General features: G+C 30.1%; 19 protein-coding genes. 14 read left to right on the forward strand and 5 right to left on the reverse strand.

The features are described from left to right. The 4 genes from tenA (at window position 1) to BSD9I1_RS07615 (ending at window position 3255) form a co-directional block, all read left to right on the forward strand. On the forward strand, window positions 1-660 hold the full coding sequence (gene tenA / locus BSD9I1_RS07600) for a thiaminase II (protein WP_186429829.1): 660 nt from the start codon (window positions 1-3) through the stop codon (window positions 658-660). A 5-nt stretch (window positions 661-665) separates the two neighbouring features. Further along, window positions 666-1418 carry an ABC transporter ATP-binding protein gene (locus tag BSD9I1_RS07605; RefSeq protein ID WP_186429830.1) on the forward strand — a complete coding sequence of 251 codons (753 nt, stop codon included), beginning with the start codon at window positions 666-668 and terminating at the stop codon, window positions 1416-1418. Beyond that, the gene (locus BSD9I1_RS07610) at window positions 1415-2158 is read left to right on the forward strand and encodes an ABC transporter permease (RefSeq protein ID WP_186429831.1); all 744 of its coding nucleotides are present in this window, start codon (window positions 1415-1417) and stop codon (window positions 2156-2158) included. The genes BSD9I1_RS07605 and BSD9I1_RS07610 overlap by 4 nt, the downstream gene beginning before the upstream one ends. Before the next feature lie 86 nt (window positions 2159-2244). Further along, window positions 2245-3255, forward strand: a complete 1011-nt coding sequence (locus BSD9I1_RS07615) for an ABC transporter substrate-binding protein (protein WP_186429832.1) — start codon at window positions 2245-2247, stop codon at window positions 3253-3255. 63 nt (window positions 3256-3318) lie between these two features. On the opposite strand, the gene BSD9I1_RS07620 is transcribed toward BSD9I1_RS07615, so the two are convergent. Both BSD9I1_RS07620 and BSD9I1_RS07625 read right to left on the reverse strand, forming a co-directional pair. Continuing rightward, a complete protein-coding gene (locus BSD9I1_RS07620; protein ID WP_186429833.1) occupies window positions 3319-3639 on the reverse strand; it encodes a hypothetical protein in 321 nt (106 codons plus the stop codon). Further along, window positions 3606-4106 carry a hypothetical protein gene (locus BSD9I1_RS07625; protein ID WP_186429834.1) on the reverse strand — a complete coding sequence of 167 codons (501 nt, stop codon included), beginning with the start codon at window positions 4104-4106 and terminating at the stop codon, window positions 3606-3608. Before BSD9I1_RS07625 ends, BSD9I1_RS07620 begins: the two co-directional genes overlap by 34 nt. 226 nt (window positions 4107-4332) lie before the next feature. Between BSD9I1_RS07625 and BSD9I1_RS07630 the strand changes: the two genes are divergently transcribed. The 6 genes from BSD9I1_RS07630 (at window position 4333) to BSD9I1_RS07655 (ending at window position 9646) form a co-directional block, all read left to right on the forward strand. Beyond that, window positions 4333-5409 carry a Xaa-Pro peptidase family protein gene (locus tag BSD9I1_RS07630; protein WP_186429835.1) on the forward strand — a complete coding sequence of 359 codons (1077 nt, stop codon included), beginning with the start codon at window positions 4333-4335 and terminating at the stop codon, window positions 5407-5409. A 189-nt stretch (window positions 5410-5598) separates the two neighbouring features. Continuing rightward, the gene (locus BSD9I1_RS07635) at window positions 5599-5748 is read left to right on the forward strand and encodes a TetR family transcriptional regulator (RefSeq protein ID WP_186429836.1); all 150 of its coding nucleotides are present in this window, start codon (window positions 5599-5601) and stop codon (window positions 5746-5748) included. Then, window positions 5708-6124: a hypothetical protein gene (locus BSD9I1_RS07640; RefSeq protein ID WP_186429837.1), complete on the forward strand. Its 417-nt coding sequence runs from the start codon at window positions 5708-5710 to the stop codon at window positions 6122-6124. Before BSD9I1_RS07635 ends, BSD9I1_RS07640 begins: the two co-directional genes overlap by 41 nt. Before the next feature lie 15 nt (window positions 6125-6139). Then, a complete protein-coding gene (locus BSD9I1_RS07645) occupies window positions 6140-8200 on the forward strand; it encodes a methyl-accepting chemotaxis protein (RefSeq protein WP_186429838.1) in 2061 nt (686 codons plus the stop codon). A 218-nt stretch (window positions 8201-8418) separates the two neighbouring features. Further along, on the forward strand, window positions 8419-9072 hold the full coding sequence (locus BSD9I1_RS07650) for a hypothetical protein (RefSeq protein WP_186429839.1): 654 nt from the start codon (window positions 8419-8421) through the stop codon (window positions 9070-9072). A 19-nt stretch (window positions 9073-9091) separates the two neighbouring features. Continuing rightward, window positions 9092-9646, forward strand: a complete 555-nt coding sequence (locus BSD9I1_RS07655) for a hemerythrin domain-containing protein (RefSeq protein WP_186429840.1) — start codon at window positions 9092-9094, stop codon at window positions 9644-9646. Between the two features lie 101 nt (window positions 9647-9747). Here the strand turns inward: BSD9I1_RS07655 and BSD9I1_RS07660 are convergent, their stop codons facing one another. Then, complete coding sequence (locus tag BSD9I1_RS07660) at window positions 9748-10458, reverse strand: MgtC/SapB family protein (RefSeq protein ID WP_186429841.1); 711 nt, start codon at window positions 10456-10458, stop codon at window positions 9748-9750. A gap of 180 nt (window positions 10459-10638) precedes the next feature. Then, window positions 10639-11997 carry a glycosyltransferase gene (locus tag BSD9I1_RS07665; RefSeq protein WP_186429842.1) on the reverse strand — a complete coding sequence of 453 codons (1359 nt, stop codon included), beginning with the start codon at window positions 11995-11997 and terminating at the stop codon, window positions 10639-10641. A 250-nt stretch (window positions 11998-12247) separates the two neighbouring features. Here BSD9I1_RS07665 and msrB point away from each other — a divergent pair, with 250 nt between their 5' ends. The 3 genes from msrB to BSD9I1_RS07680 all read left to right on the forward strand — a co-directional run bounded on the left by msrB (window position 12248) and on the right by BSD9I1_RS07680 (window position 13727). Beyond that, window positions 12248-12697 (forward strand): peptide-methionine (R)-S-oxide reductase MsrB, encoded by a 450-nt coding sequence (msrB, locus tag BSD9I1_RS07670; RefSeq protein ID WP_186429843.1) that lies wholly within the window; start codon window positions 12248-12250, stop codon window positions 12695-12697. A 135-nt stretch (window positions 12698-12832) separates the two neighbouring features. Continuing rightward, complete coding sequence (gene trxA, locus BSD9I1_RS07675; protein WP_186429844.1) at window positions 12833-13150, forward strand: thioredoxin; 318 nt, start codon at window positions 12833-12835, stop codon at window positions 13148-13150. Between the two features lie 256 nt (window positions 13151-13406). Further along, on the forward strand, window positions 13407-13727 hold the full coding sequence (locus tag BSD9I1_RS07680) for a co-chaperone YbbN (protein WP_186429845.1): 321 nt from the start codon (window positions 13407-13409) through the stop codon (window positions 13725-13727). Window positions 13728-14065: 338 nt separating this feature from the next. Here BSD9I1_RS07680 and BSD9I1_RS07685 read toward each other — a convergent pair whose 3' ends face one another. After that, window positions 14066-14212, reverse strand: coding sequence for a hypothetical protein (locus tag BSD9I1_RS07685; RefSeq protein WP_186429846.1), 147 nt, complete (start codon window positions 14210-14212; stop codon window positions 14066-14068). A gap of 292 nt (window positions 14213-14504) precedes the next feature. On the opposite strand from BSD9I1_RS07685, the gene BSD9I1_RS07690 reads away from it, so the two are divergent. Continuing rightward, complete coding sequence (locus tag BSD9I1_RS07690) at window positions 14505-14711, forward strand: cold shock domain-containing protein (protein ID WP_035310694.1); 207 nt, start codon at window positions 14505-14507, stop codon at window positions 14709-14711. The last annotated feature ends 181 nt before the right edge of the window (window positions 14712-14892 follow it).

The raw sequence follows: 14892 nt of genomic DNA on the forward strand, positions 1-14892 counted from the left end.
ATGAAACTTTCACAAAGTTTATACAAGAGTGTTGAAGATATTTGGGAATCTTATTACAAACATCCTTTTGTAGATGGTATAGGACAAGGAACTTTAGATGTGGACAAATTTAAATTTTACATGATTCAAGATTATATTTATCTTATTGATTATGCGAAAATTTATGCTCTGGGTATAGTTAAGGCTGATACTGAAGAGGTAATGAAAGGATTTGCCACTATGGTAAATGGAATATTAAATGGTGAAATGAGTATTCATAGATCTTATATGAGAAGGCTTGGAATTACTCCGGAGGAAATTAGAGATACAAAGGCATCCCTTGCTAATATTTCCTATACTAATTATATGCTTTCTGTATCTCAAAGAGGAACTTTGGCAGATCTGACTGTGTCATTATTATCTTGTATGTGGAGTTATTTAGAGATTGGAAGACATTTAAGTAAAATTCCAGGAGCTGTAGATCACGAGTTCTATGGAGAATGGATAAGAGGATATATTTCAGAGGATTATATAAAGCTAACTAACTGGGTAATAGACTTAGTAGATGAACTGACAAAAGATCTACCCAAAAGAGAGCTTGAAAAGCTAGAGGAAATATTTGTGAACACAAGTAAATATGAGTATATGTTTTGGGACATGGCTTATAACAAGGAGATGTAATTAGTATGTTAGAGTTTTCTAATGTGAACTTTAAATATGAAAATGATTCAAAGACCCTTATAGAAAATCTAAGCTTTAAAATAAATAAAGGAGACTTTGTAAGTATAATAGGACCTAGTGGTTGTGGTAAAAGCACAATCTTTAGATTGATTTCAAAACTTGAAAAAGCTTCTAGCGGAGATATTTTATTAGGTGATAATAATATTAAAGATTTACATGGACATATAGGGTACATGCCTCAACGAGATTTATTAATACCTTGGAGAACGATTCTAGAAAATGCTTCATTACCCCTGGAAGTAGGTTCTAGAAATGTTAAAGAAGCTAGACAAAAGGCAGAGGAATATTTAAAGATTTTTGGCCTAAATGAGTATAAAGATAAACATCCAAAGGATTTATCAGGAGGAATGAGGCAAAGGGTTTCTTTTATCAGAACACTACTAACAGGATCAGAGGTAATGCTTCTAGACGAGCCTTTTAGTGCCTTAGATGCTATAACAAAGGTTTCTATGCAGGAATGGCTTCTAAGTCAATGGATTAATCTAAAAAAGACTATCTTGTTTATAACTCATGACGTAGAAGAAGCTTTATTTTTATCTAATAGGATATTTGTGATATCAGAAAAGCCTATTGTAAGGGTAAAGGAAGTTATAGTTCCCCTTAATTATCCAAGAGATAGACATGCTTTAAGCAATAGGGAAATACTTGAGATAAAAGAAGAACTTATAAATGAATTAAAGCAGAGGGTAGAGTTATGAAGAAATATAAATCATCAGCAATTGTAGGAATTTTCTTTTTTATTACCTGGGAAATTATTGCACGATATATAAATGCAATGTTTATACTTCCATCTCCTACTAAAGTTTTAATGAAAACTTGGGAACTTAGGGAGCCGCTTTTTTTAGTCCATCTTCCTGCTACGATGCTAGTTACTTTCATAGGACTTTTAATATCGATAGTTTTAGGAGTTATGCTAGCTATAGCTATGAGTTTAAATAAAAGAATTGAAGAAGCAATATATCCTATTTTAGTAATAACGCAAACTATACCGATAACCGCATTAGCACCGATATTTGTACTTTGGTTTGGATACAGCATTTGGAGTAAAGTTGTAGTAACTATACTTATTACCTTTTTTCCTATAGTTGTAAATACTTATGATGGCTTCCGTTCTACTAAAAGGGAAATGGAAGAGCTTTTGGTAACCTTTGGGGCAAGTAAAAAGGAGATTTTTATTAAGTTGAAATTTCCTCATGCACTACCATACTTCTTTTCTGCACTAAAAATAGCTGTACCTTTAAGCGTAATAGGTGCTGCAATTGGAGAATGGCTTGGAGCTCAATCGGGACTTGGATATTTTAGTAAAAGAATGATGACTCAATTAGATGGTGCGGCAGTTTTTGCTCCAATAATGATTTTATCTCTTGTAGCAATAGTTTTAGTTTGGGTAATTAATATTTTAGAAAATAAAATAATAGGGGATTTTTATAGAGAATAACCTTTATTTTTATATTAAGGTATCTTGAAAAAGTAATCAGTTAGGATGATAACTTATTTTTAAGAGCCTAAAAGGAGGAGTAAATTATGAAAAAGTTAAAGTATTTATCATTATTATTAGCATTTTTACTTTTAGTAATGACTGGATGTAGCAGTAAACAATCTAATCAAAATGAGGCAAATAAGCTAGAAGAGGTGGATTTGGTACTTGATTGGTATCCAAATGCAGTACATAGCTTCATATATGCAGCTATAGAAAAGGGATATTTTAAAGAGGAAGGATTAAATGTAAATATTAAATTTCCATCTAATCCTACAGATCCACTATCACTACCAGCAGCAGGAAAAGCAACGGTTGGAATATACTATCAACCTGATGTTATAATTGCAAGAGCTAATGAAAAGGTACCTGTAAAATCTATTGGATCTATAGTGCAATCACCTCTAAATGTAATAATAGCTTTAAAAGAAAAGGGGATAAATTCTCCTAAGGACCTATCAGGGAGAACTATAGGATTTTCAGGGAATCCATTAAATACAGAATATGTTAAAACAATGGTAAAAGAAGATGGGGGAGACCCAAATTCAGTAAAGGTAATAGACGTAGGATTTGAGCTTTTATCTGCAATGATTACAAAAAAAGTTGATGCAACAACTGGGGGACTTATAAATCATGAGGTTCCTGTTATGAAACATGAAGGACATGAAATAAATTATTTCGATCCATCTAAGTATGGAGTACCTAACTATTATGAATTACTTTTTGTTACAAGTGATAATACATTAAAAGAAAAGCCTGAAACTTTAAAGAAATTTATGAAGGCATGCAAAAAAGGATTTAATTTTACGAAGGAAAATCCAGATGAGGCATTAAGTATATTATTAAAGAATCAACAAAAGGATAATTTCCCTCTTATAGAAGCGGTAGAAAAGGAAAGTATGAATACTTTACTTCCAAAGATGGAATTAAAAGATAGTCCATTTTCGACTCAAGATAAGAAAGTTTGGGAAGACAATATGAATTGGTTATATGAAAAGGGAATGCTTAAAGAAAAGGTAAAAGCAGAGGACTTTTATGTAGACTTACTTTCTAAATAGTATATATAATTAACAAGCAGTAAGTAGTATATATAATATATAACTACTTACTGCTTGTTTTTATTAAAAGGTATTTTGTGTGTGCTGAATACTTATCCAAGCGTCCTGTGGTAAGCTTACAAGTATGCAGCTTACTGCAGAAATGAAAAGTATTAGTAGTATTAAAAAGATACTAATACCTTTTATCTTAAATCTTTCTGATGAAAAAAGGCACATAGAATTAGAAATTAAAAGTTCTGTACCTAACAATATTAAAAGTACTGGCCACCATTTAAGAAAGATTACAAGGGTTAGTATATCTTGAGAAGGAGATAAAAAAAGAACAATGCCTAGAAATATACAAGATATTCCTAAGGTAAAAGATCCTGTTGTCCATTGGCGCATGGCTTATCTCCTCCAGTTTTTTTAGATTTTTTACCTGATAGAAGCTTTATTCCAATACCTATACATAAGATAGAAGCTATTGAAGTTCTTATATAATTTTCAATTCTCATGTCTAGATATATGTTTAACGCAGGAAATACTACTCTGTTTATCATAGATAAAATCCCAATTACTATAAGTCCATAAGCTATTAACTTTACTTCATCACCTTTACATACAAAGTTGATGCCTTCATCTTCTGCAATAGGTTTATCAGACATTAATTGCTTTCGAACATCAAATATACTAAAAAACCAAATTATTGGAACTAAAAACATAGTAAAGGAAATACGAAGCCAGTCACTTAACCCAATTATTAAGAAAAACGATGCCATAATTTGAATTCCTTTTCGCTGCAGCCCTATATACATGTGACCAGCCCCAGGCATTAATGAAAATAGCATTGCTAAAGATTTATTGTTTTGCATTTTAACAACTCCTTAAAATTTTCTTTCTAATAAATACTATAAGACTTAATTCTTAAATAAAAGAAAATATAAATATTAAAAATTTCTTAAGTTTATTCAGTATAAGCTTGGAGAAGCAATTAATTAGAATTATTATATATAATAAAATTAATGGTATATTAATGTAATTGATAATAATATTTTGTGGTAAACTAAAAGTATAAATTAACTAAGGGGGCATTAAGAAATGAAACAAAATAGACTAGAAAAAGTATTAAATGATATGGAGAAAAAAGATATACCACAACTTATCATAACAGACCCATCTTCTATATTTTACTTAACAGGAAAATGGATTCATCCAGGAGAGAGAATGCTCGCGCTTTACATAAACTTAGATGGAAATCATAAGCTGTTTATAAATGAGCTTTTTCCAGTATATGATGACTTAGGAGTAGAAAAGGTTTGGTTTAAAGATACAGATGATAGTATAAAACTTTTAGGTAATTATATAAATAAGGATCAGGTAATTGGTATAGATAAAAACTGGCCGGCTAAATTTTTATTGAAATTAATGGAGCATAATGCAGCTAAGGGTTATATAAATGGATCAGATATTATAGATGAAATAAGAATGAAAAAAGATGAAGAAGAAAGAGAACTCATGAGAAAGGCTTCCAAGATAAATGATGAAGCTATAGAAAGACTTATAAATATAATACCTGAAGGACTAACAGAAAAGGAAATGGGTCAAAGACTATTAAAGATATATGAGGAAATAGGAGCAGAGGGATTTTCCTTTGAACCAATTATAGCTTATGGGGCAAATGCAGCAGATCCACACCATGAAGGTGATAACTCACGGGTAAAAGAAGGGGACTGTGTAATTATTGATATAGGATGCAAATATAAATCATACTGTTCTGATATGACTAGAACTGTATTTTATAAAAGCATACCTAAAAAGTCAGAGGAAATATATAATATAGTATTAGAAGCAAATAAAAGAGCTATAAATATGGTAAAGCCAGGAGTTAGGTTTTGCGATATAGATAAGGCTGCAAGAGACTATATAGAATCCAAAGGCTATGGTAAGTATTTTACTCATAGAACAGGTCATTCCATAGGTATAGATGTACATGATTTAGGAGACGTGTCATCAATAAACACAGACATAGTAGAGCCAGGTATGATATTTTCCATTGAACCAGGAATATACCTTCCAGGAGAAGCAGGAGTAAGAATTGAAGATTTAGTATTGGTAACAGAGAAAAGCTGTGAAGTGCTAAATAGCTTTACAAAAGATGCTATGATAATAGAATAAAGCAAAAGTTTTACTAGTTAAATAAGTAGAATTTAAAAGAAGTTTGCAAATGTAAACTTCTTTTTTATAACAAAAACCATCTGGTTATATATGGTATTTATGGTTAATTAATGACGATTATATTGTAAAATGGCAAAATATATGCTATTATTCAATTAATAAACGTTCGTTAAGTTAGGGGTGATATTGTTGTCAGTTGAATTTAAAGAAACAGCAATAAACTTATTTTCAAAGAATGGATATTCAGGAACCTCTGTAAGGGATATTACAAGATCATTAGGAATAACTTTTTTTAAATGTGTTTACGGAAGCCTGGGAAGAAATAATAAAAGAGGCTAATAGTATTATAGCAAGCAGTGAGGGTAAACCATATAAGGATATATTGCATTATGTAACTGATTATATAAAGGACAAGCAAAGAACTATTTTTGTACTTAAAAGCGTAATGTTTACTCCAGATGAACTAAGAGAAAAAGTAGTTGATATTTTTTATAAAAATGCAAGTGAATTCAATATTTATATGAAGGAAATATTTAATAAATGTATGGAAAAAGGTATTATAAAAGATTTACTACTCCAGGAACATGAGGATATATTTTATAAATTTGTAGATTGTTTTTTATTTGAAATAACAGCAATAAATAAAGTAATTACTTCCGATGAAATTGAAAAGCATTGGATGTTTTATTGGACACTTATAGAAAATAAGCGCTAAAGAGGAGAGACTTGTATGAAAATATTTAAATTTACTTCGATACGCAAAAGAATACTAACTACTGTATTACCATGTGTAATAATTTCAATGTTAGTTTTATCTGTTTTAAGTTATCAAAATTCTAAGAGTATAATAAACAACGAAATTAATTTCAAAATGGATTTTAAAATTAATCATATAGTTGAATCTATAGAAAAAAGTCTTGAAAATCACAGTAGAATCCCAAATACTCTTGCTAGAACTATTGAATCTGTGGGACTTCATATGACAAAAGAAGAATATCAATCCATTTTAAAAAAATATGCTGCAATAAATAAAGACACTTTTGGTGATGGAGTTTGGTTTGAGCCTTTTAAGTATGAAAAAGATAAGAAATATTTTGGTCCTTATGTTTATAAAGATAAAGATAATATAGTTTATACGGATCAATATAATAATGAACAATATGATTATCATAATTATGAATGGTATAAAATTGCAACTAATACTGATAAACAAGTGGTATGGTCAGATCCATATTATGATGAAGTGGGAAAAATAACAATGGTTACAACTACAGTTCCATTTTATGATAATAACAAAAAACTTTTGGGTGTAACCACAGGAGATATAGATTTAACAAATATTCAAAAGTTCATTGACGAAGTAAAAATAGGAAGTACAGGAAGGGCCTTCTTACTTGACAAAAATGGAGTATACATGGCGGGAGTAGATGCTTCAAAAATAATGAAAATAAATATAAAAGAAGATGAAAATAAAAGTATAGCAGAGCTTGGGCAAAAGATGGCATCAAAACAAAAGTCTGTAGGTGAGTATTCAGATATTAATGGGGATAATATTGTATATTATGCACCTATAGCGGAAACAGGATGGATGCTTGGAATTTCAATAGCAAAAAGTGAACTTTATAGTCCTTTAAAGAATTTGATGTATAAGCTAATATTTATAAGTTTAATATCTATAGTACTAATAGTAATTATTATTTTATTATTTGAGTCTTATATTAGTAAAAACATCAAAAAGATTTTAGAATTTGGACAAGCTTTAGGAACTGGAGATTTAACTCATAGTTTAGATATAAAGTCTCATGATGAGCTTAGAAGCCTTGGAAAGTCTTTGAATTCAGCACAGGAAAATATCAAGAATATGCTAACTGAAATAAATGAAGGTTCGGAAAAGTTAAGTACATCTAGTGTAGAACTTTCGTCAACTATTGATAATATTTTTTCAAAGGTAGATGCAGTAAATATGGCTATTAACCAAATATCAAGGGGGACTCAGGATTTAAGTTCTACTGCGGAAGAGGTAAATGCTTCTACAGAAGAAATTACCTCTACTGCTCATGAGCTTTCTAAAAAAGCTGACAATGGCAGTGAAGCTTCAAAGGAAATTAAAATACGTGCTGGGCAAATAAAGAAAACTGGTAAGGAATCTATAGAAACAGCAACGAAAATTTACGAAGAAAAACAAATTGATATTGTTAAAGCTATTGAGAAGGGGAAAATTGTAGAGGAAGTTAGGATGATGGCAGAGTCAATTTCAGATATAGCAAGTCAAACTAATCTTTTGGCTTTAAATGCAGCAATTGAAGCTGCAAGAGCTGGGGAACAGGGAAGAGGATTTGCAGTAGTTGCAGATGAAGTTAGAAAGCTTGCAGAAAAGTCATCGGAGGCAGTATCAGCTATTCAAAATACAGTAGTAGACGTGCAAGAGGCATTTAATAACCTTTCTAAAAATGCTCAAGATGTATTAGAATTTATAGAGGATAAGGTTAAGCCTAATAATGAACTTCTTTTAAATACAGGAGAGCAATATGAAAAGGATGCAGAATTTATAAATGCCTTATCAGAGCAGATAGCTATTGCAAGTAAATCAATGAGTGAGATTATGACTCAGGTAGGTAGTGCTATTGAAACTGTATCTGCAACTGCAGAAGAAACAGCAGCAGGCTCTGAAGAAATTTCTGCAAGTACCAATGATACAGCTGCTGCATTAGAGGAAGTAGCAAAAGCCTCACAAGAACAATCTGAACTTGCAGAAACCCTTAATAATATAGTAAAGAATTTTAAATTATAACAAAATACTTCTGAGAGTATATCAACATACACTCAGAAGTATTCTGTTTTTTGAATAATAGTTGAAAATAAAACGTAATTCCACTAAAAAGGTATAGTTTTTTACAAAGTGGTAACGTAGGATACCGAGTTTTAAATTAATAACATATAAAATAAGAATTAAGAAAATACTAGTAGAGAAAATAAATTTAACAAGTGAATTTTAGGAGGAATATAAATATGAGCAAATTTTTAGGTAAAATACATTATTGGTTATTTGATAAGATAGCGTGGTTTGAATCTTTGGAACAGGAAATAATAGATTGGGGCAAAGGTAAATCAGATTTGTCTATGAATGAATGGCAAAAAGAATCTATAGAAAAGTTTGGCGCTCCTGTAGGAAAAGTAGTCCTTGAAGATGTAATAGATACATCAAATATTCATGGATGGCTTCAAGATAAAATAAATAGAGCAGAACTAAGACAGGCATTTATAATAACTAAGGTTATAGATTCAGCTAATGGAGAAAGTTACAAGGAAGATTTAAAGAATATATATAAGTCTCAAGGTACAGAAGCAGGTACAAAACACAAAGGAGAATATGCACTTGAGACACCAGATGAAATATTTAATGTTATAAATAACTATATATTAGAAGGAATGCCTTGTGATCGTGTAAACGAGGTTTCTGAAAATACTAAAGATGCATTTAGCTGGTTTGCAACAACTTGTCTTCATACACAATACTGGAACCAAGTACAGGGCAACGTTTCAAACTTTTATGCATTAAGAGAAGAATGGACTCGTGCATTTGTAGAAGCTCTTTCGGACGAATATTCATATGAAGTAAAAGATGAAAATGGACACAGATTAAATACAATATATAGAAAGTAATTTAAAAGGAGGTATTATTATGAATGCTATTGAGCTTATGATGAGTGAACATAAAAATATAATAAGAATGCTTCATGTTGTAAGAAAATATTCTTATAAAGTGTTAAAGAATGAAGAGGTTGATATCAACGATTTTTACAAGATAATAGATTTTATTAGAAATTATGCAGATAAACATCACCATATGAAAGAAGAAAATTCTCTATTTAATAGATTAAGTGAAAAAATGGGGGGAGCAACCCAAAGTGGACCTATAATGGGAATGCTTATGGAGCATGACTTAGGAAGAATGCATATAAAATTATTAGAAGAAGCTCTCGAAGAATTAAAAAAGGGTAATGATGAAGCTAAACTTGATGTAATAGCTAATGCTATAGCTTATGCAGAACTATTAAAAAGGCATATTGAAAAGGAAGATACAGTTATATATAAATATGCAGAAAGAGCTTTATCATCTGAAGAACAAAAAGCAGTTGAAGAGGAATGCATTAATGTAGAAAAAACTGCTGAAGAAAGTAAAACACAACAAAAATATATAGACTTATTAGAAGAATTAGAAAAAAAGGTGCAATAATATAAAACGGAGCCTCGTTATGTGGGCTCCGTTTTGTATTATTGTAGTGACTATGTTAAACAAATAAAAGTAAAGCAGTAATATCTTATTGCTTTATATGGTTATTCTTCCTCATATTCCTTTACAGATATGATTTCTTCAATAGTACATAAATCCTGTATTAGTGAAGATGGATAAATCGATAATGGCGTGGAGAGGGTATAAAATGCTTTATGATAGTTTAGTTCTTCGTCAGTGGTAAATGACACGCATGTAACTTCTATACTTCTAGCATTAAAAAGTCTTTCAGCCTTTTGTACAAATCTATTATTTAAATATTGTAGTTCGATTTTTATAATTTTATTTTTGTCTAAAAATTTCACTTCAAATCTTTTAAGACTAACTAATACTAAAAATACTCCTACTGCTGCAGCAATACTTAAAAAATAATATCCAAGGCCTATAGCGAGTCCAATACATGCTACGGTCCATATACTTGCAGCGGTAGTAAGACCTCTTACAGAACCCTTTTCATGAATTATAGTACCAGCACCTAAAAAACCAACACCAGTTATAACTTGTGCACCCATTCTGCCTATATCTACCTTAAGTGATGACACAAGAGCGGGATTTGCTGCTATCTGCTTTGTCATGTCATGAACAGCTACTTCTTGGATTATTGAAATTGTAGCGGCGCCAATGCAAACTAAAATATGGGTTCTAAAACCAGCTGGACGTTGTTTATATTCTCTCTCATACCCTATAAGTCCGCCAATTATTATAGCAAGAAAAAGTCTTACAATAATTTGTATATATAAGTTGTTAAAATCCATTTAAAGCCCTCCTATAAGTTGTTTAATTAGTTTTGTATGATGAAGATTATTAGGCATTTTTTCTATTTTCCCATTTTTAGCTAATAAAATCAACATATTTATAAACATATGTACTAAATAATACTTTAAATATACAAGAATTATGAATATAGCATTTAAAATAGAAAAGAGAAGAGTTTATTATTTCCAAACTCTCCTCAGCTTTAAAATCTCCTGGAAGTATCCAATTAATGACATAGGGCTCATAAGCATTTGATATGCTAGTACATAAACTAAAAATCCTAAAAAGTTTTTTCTAATTTGCAGGTTAAGACTTTTAAATACATTTCGTTGATATCTATACAGTACATAGTTTTGAAGAAGTGCTAAAGGAAGTACAAATAAAGTCATTACACCAACTATGGCATGATTACCAAATATGGCAAGTATTAATCCAGGGATGAAAAAAAATGTATATGCAATATCTAAGTAAGGCATAATAAAGTTAATTGTAGTTAAATACTTGATATACATTACAGGCTGATGCCAAGGCTTTATAAGTTTTAGAGCCTCAATCATACCCCTTGCCCATCTGCTCCTTTGGCGAGTTAAGTGTTTTAAGCTAGTAGGTACATCTGTAAATGCAACAGATAGTGGTTCAAAAAAAACCTTTTTATTATTATTTAAAATGTTCCAGGTAAGAACTATATCTTCTCCTATGGCGTTGGGCCACCCGTTAATGCTTCTTATTATACTTGTTTCGTACAATGAAAAAGCGCCTTGAGCAACTAGTGTACCTTGATAAAGACCTTGAAATCTTTTAATACTTGCAATACCTAGAAAGTAATCCCATTCTTGAAGCTTGGTTAGAAAGTTGTAGCGGCTATTTCTTGTGAGTACAGTTCCGGCTACCGCACAAACATCGGAAGGAGAAGATTCCATTCTAGATATCAGATGTTTCAAAGCAGATTTATGCAAAATAGTATCAGCATCTAAGGTTATTAAATAGCTAGTTTCAACATATTTTAAAGCTGTATTCAAAGCATTGTGTTTTCCAGGGTTCTTTTCCTGGATAACTAAAATATTTAGTCCAAGCCGTTCACCTTCATGTTTAGCTGTTTTAAATGTATTATCAGTAGAAGCGTTATCAACTACAATTAATTTAATAGCTCCCTCAAAGTCTTGCTTTGGGATATATGAGAGGGTATCTGCAATTGTTTTTTCTTCATTATGACAAGCTATAATTATTGTGATTTCATTTATAGACTTTCTTTTATTGAACCTAGGTTGTCTGTCTAATAATAAACTTATTAAAACAAACATATTTATATAGCCAGGGATATATCCAAGTCCTCCTATTGCAAATAGTGCGACGGGAAAGGTTATTAAGTTTGAAAGATCTTTAAGCCATGGGAGGGATAAAATTATAGAAAATGTCATCCATAAAAATGCAATAAAATTACTTATAAAAAACTTAGTATTAACTTTAACATACCTATCTTTCTTATTAGAAGTATAATTTAGATTATATAAAGTATGATAAAGAATATTTTTAAGCATAAGCTCACCTCAACACCTGACGTTCGTCAAAATTCGACAATTATAGTGTAATTATATCAATACTCTATAGTACAGTCAACAGAAGAGGTATATAGATATCTTTACAATATGTGTAGTTATCAACAAATGATGTTAACTTTATTTTAATAAAATAATAAAAATATTTTTTTGTGGTATCATATATGTAGGTGATAATTTAAAGCTAATATTATCACTTGAATATTATATATTTAAATATAAGAGGATAATTATGGATAAGAATTGCTTGAATTTTAATAAAGAAAAGGAAGTAAAAAAATTAAGTAAGGTTCAATATGATGTTACCCAGAAGAATGCTACAGAAGCACCCTTTGAAAATGAGTTTTGGAACCATAATGAAGAAGGCATATATGTAGATATAGTCTCAGGAGAGCTACTTTTTACATCCAAGGATAAATTTGATTCAGGGTGTGGTTGGCCTAGTTTTACTAAGCCTGTAGAAAAGGAAAATATAAAGGAAAAAGGGGACTTTAGCTTTGGTATGCATAGAATAGAGGTCAGGAGTAAACATGGGGATTCTCATTTAGGACACGCATTCACAGATGGACCCGAAGATAAAGGTGGGCTTAGATACTGCATAAATAGTGCAGCGTTAAGGTTTATACCAGTAGATAAACTTGAAGAAGAAGGTTATGGACAGTACTTAAAATTGTTTAAATAATTGACAATTTCTTGTTAGTTGAAAAGTTAAAAATAATAAGGAAAAAATTAATAAAAGTAGTTGACTAAAATATAAATTTAGCATAGAATAGTAATATAAATAATACCCCTTAGGGGTATAATGGAGGTATTTAAAATGGTAACAGAAGTAAGAGATAATAGTTTCGAACAAGAAGTTTTAAAATCTGATATTCCAACTGTAGTTGATTTTTGGGCAGTATGGTGTGGCCCATGTAAGATGCTTGCACCTGTAATAGATGAAGTTTCAGAAGAATTAGGTGGTAAAGCTAAATTTGTTAAAGTAAATGTAGATGAAAATCCTGCAACAGCTAGTCAGTTTAGAATAGCAAGTATTCCTACTGTTATGATATTTAAGGGTGGTAAGGCAGTAGATACTTTAGTTGGATTTAGACCTAAGGATGCTATTAAAGCTGCTATAGAAAAGCATCTATAATATTTATAGATAAATATTATTAATAATCAATAAGTGATTTAATGAATTGATATATAACAATCACTTATAAAAAAGGAAGTTTGCAAGTGCAGGCTTCTTTTTTATTTCCTTAACTTAATAGAGGTTATTAACAAACAATAAACATTTATGAACTTTATGGATTTATATGCTGGCTATGGGATAAAATATAATAAGGAATATGTACGAGGTTAGATACAGTAATTTTAAAAATTTAATATATATGGAGGGGAATGTTATGGTAATTAGTGTAAATGATGATAATTTTAAAGAAGAAGTTTTAAATTCCAATATACCAGCAATAGTTAAACTTTACGCGGATTGGTGTCCGTACTGCAGAAAATTTGCTCCAGTATTTGATAAGGTATCAGCGGAATATGAAGGTAAGGTTAAATTTATTGCAATGGATGTGGATTTGAGTCCAGAAACTCCTAAAGAATACAAGGTTAATACCATTCCAACGGTTATAATTTTTAGGGATGGGGAAAAAGTGAATGAATATGTAAATCCTCAAACTGAGGAAGTTTTGAAAAACTTTTTACACGAAAATCTTAATTAAAAATCTCTAGTTTCTACTCTCTAGCCGATAATTGTCTTTAAGTAATTTTAAATATGGCGGTTAGAGAGTAGTAGTTAGAGATTTTTTAATTACAAATATACAAATTTAAATAGCATTAAGTTTTATTAAATTACCAACAATAAAATTTTAAACTAATCTAATATTTAGCAGTAGCTGCTAGATTTTTTAATAACAAAGTTACTTCCTAATTTTACTATTTCAGTAGGGCCAACAATGCGAGCAAGTTTTTCTTCTATGACAAATTTCACACCATCTTTTTCTACAGTTATATCATCTTGCTGCTGCTCATCCAGAACAACATTTAAATTAGGGCCTCCTCAGCCAAAACCAGCCATATTAACTCTCACAGCGCTTTTATTTGAAGTACTTAAGGCTTCTTTTAAGTCTATTAATACTTCTGGTTTAACTACAACGTTAAATGTAGGTGGTTCTTTATGTCCTTTAAATAAAGAAAATAAACCCATATTAATTTAACCTCCTTTATAGTGGTTATATTATTAGGATACCAAAAAACACATAAAAATAGACAAGAAAATTTCATATATATAATTAAATAAAATTTGCTTTTTTATTATAAATCCCAGGTCTAATTAATGAAACCTTAGGCATGCCAATTTTAATCATACATACTAGAATGTACTTTAAGGAATAATAATAAAGCAAAGACAATTAATAAAATATAAAAATAATATAAAATATGCAAAAATTAAAGCTGAAAACTTACAATTGTTAATGTAGAAAGGCAGGTAATTTACTATGTTTACTGGTGTAGTTAAATGGTTTAACAATGATAAGGGATATGGGTTTATATCTGCAAATGATGGAAGAGACGTGTTTGTACATCATATGCAAATAAAAGAAAAAACCCATGATAAGGACTTACACGAAGGTGAAGAGGTAATGTTTGATGTTGTAGAAAAGGAAAAGGGTCCAGCAGCAATTAATGTACAAAAAATTGAATAAGTAATTTTAGATAAAAACTTCGTAAAACTTACGAAGTTTTTTATAAAAGTAAGGTAAATTTATAAATAAGCGTTGCTCAATTTATTTAACAACATCAGACTTAAATGAATATCATATAGTAATCTATTTTAAATCACTTATTAACTTATCTTATGGAATCTCCATTTTATTTTATGATTTA

This window comes from Clostridium sp. BSD9I1 (assembly GCF_900185645.1).
Taxonomy (GTDB): Bacteria; Bacillota; Clostridia; order Clostridiales; family Clostridiaceae; genus Clostridium_AK.

What these genes read in the sequence shown, in the direction of transcription:
- BSD9I1_RS07630 (WP_186429835.1), top strand. Translation starts at nt 4,333, where the DNA reads ATGAAACAAAATAGACTAGAAAAAGTATTAAATGATATGGAGAAAAAA.
- BSD9I1_RS07610 (WP_186429831.1), top strand. Translation starts at nt 1,415, where the DNA reads ATGAAGAAATATAAATCATCAGCAATTGTAGGAATTTTCTTTTTTATT.
- tenA (WP_186429829.1), top strand. Translation starts at nt 1, where the DNA reads ATGAAACTTTCACAAAGTTTATACAAGAGTGTTGAAGATATTTGGGAA.
- BSD9I1_RS07615 (WP_186429832.1), top strand. Translation starts at nt 2,245, where the DNA reads ATGAAAAAGTTAAAGTATTTATCATTATTATTAGCATTTTTACTTTTA.
- BSD9I1_RS07680 (WP_186429845.1), top strand. Translation starts at nt 13,407, where the DNA reads ATGGTAATTAGTGTAAATGATGATAATTTTAAAGAAGAAGTTTTAAAT.
- BSD9I1_RS07645 (WP_186429838.1), top strand. Translation starts at nt 6,140, where the DNA reads ATGAAAATATTTAAATTTACTTCGATACGCAAAAGAATACTAACTACT.
- BSD9I1_RS07660 (WP_186429841.1), bottom strand. Translation starts at nt 10,458, where the DNA reads ATGGATTTTAACAACTTATATATACAAATTATTGTAAGACTTTTTCTT.
- BSD9I1_RS07665 (WP_186429842.1), bottom strand. Translation starts at nt 11,997, where the DNA reads ATGCTTAAAAATATTCTTTATCATACTTTATATAATCTAAATTATACT.
- BSD9I1_RS07655 (WP_186429840.1), top strand. Translation starts at nt 9,092, where the DNA reads ATGAATGCTATTGAGCTTATGATGAGTGAACATAAAAATATAATAAGA.
- trxA (WP_186429844.1), top strand. Translation starts at nt 12,833, where the DNA reads ATGGTAACAGAAGTAAGAGATAATAGTTTCGAACAAGAAGTTTTAAAA.
- msrB (WP_186429843.1), top strand. Translation starts at nt 12,248, where the DNA reads ATGGATAAGAATTGCTTGAATTTTAATAAAGAAAAGGAAGTAAAAAAA.
- BSD9I1_RS07620 (WP_186429833.1), bottom strand. Translation starts at nt 3,639, where the DNA reads ATGCGCCAATGGACAACAGGATCTTTTACCTTAGGAATATCTTGTATA.
- BSD9I1_RS07690 (WP_035310694.1), top strand. Translation starts at nt 14,505, where the DNA reads ATGTTTACTGGTGTAGTTAAATGGTTTAACAATGATAAGGGATATGGG.
- BSD9I1_RS07685 (WP_186429846.1), bottom strand. Translation starts at nt 14,212, where the DNA reads ATGGGTTTATTTTCTTTATTTAAAGGACATAAAGAACCACCTACATTT.
- BSD9I1_RS07625 (WP_186429834.1), bottom strand. Translation starts at nt 4,106, where the DNA reads ATGCAAAACAATAAATCTTTAGCAATGCTATTTTCATTAATGCCTGGG.
- BSD9I1_RS07605 (WP_186429830.1), top strand. Translation starts at nt 666, where the DNA reads ATGTTAGAGTTTTCTAATGTGAACTTTAAATATGAAAATGATTCAAAG.
- BSD9I1_RS07650 (WP_186429839.1), top strand. Translation starts at nt 8,419, where the DNA reads ATGAGCAAATTTTTAGGTAAAATACATTATTGGTTATTTGATAAGATA.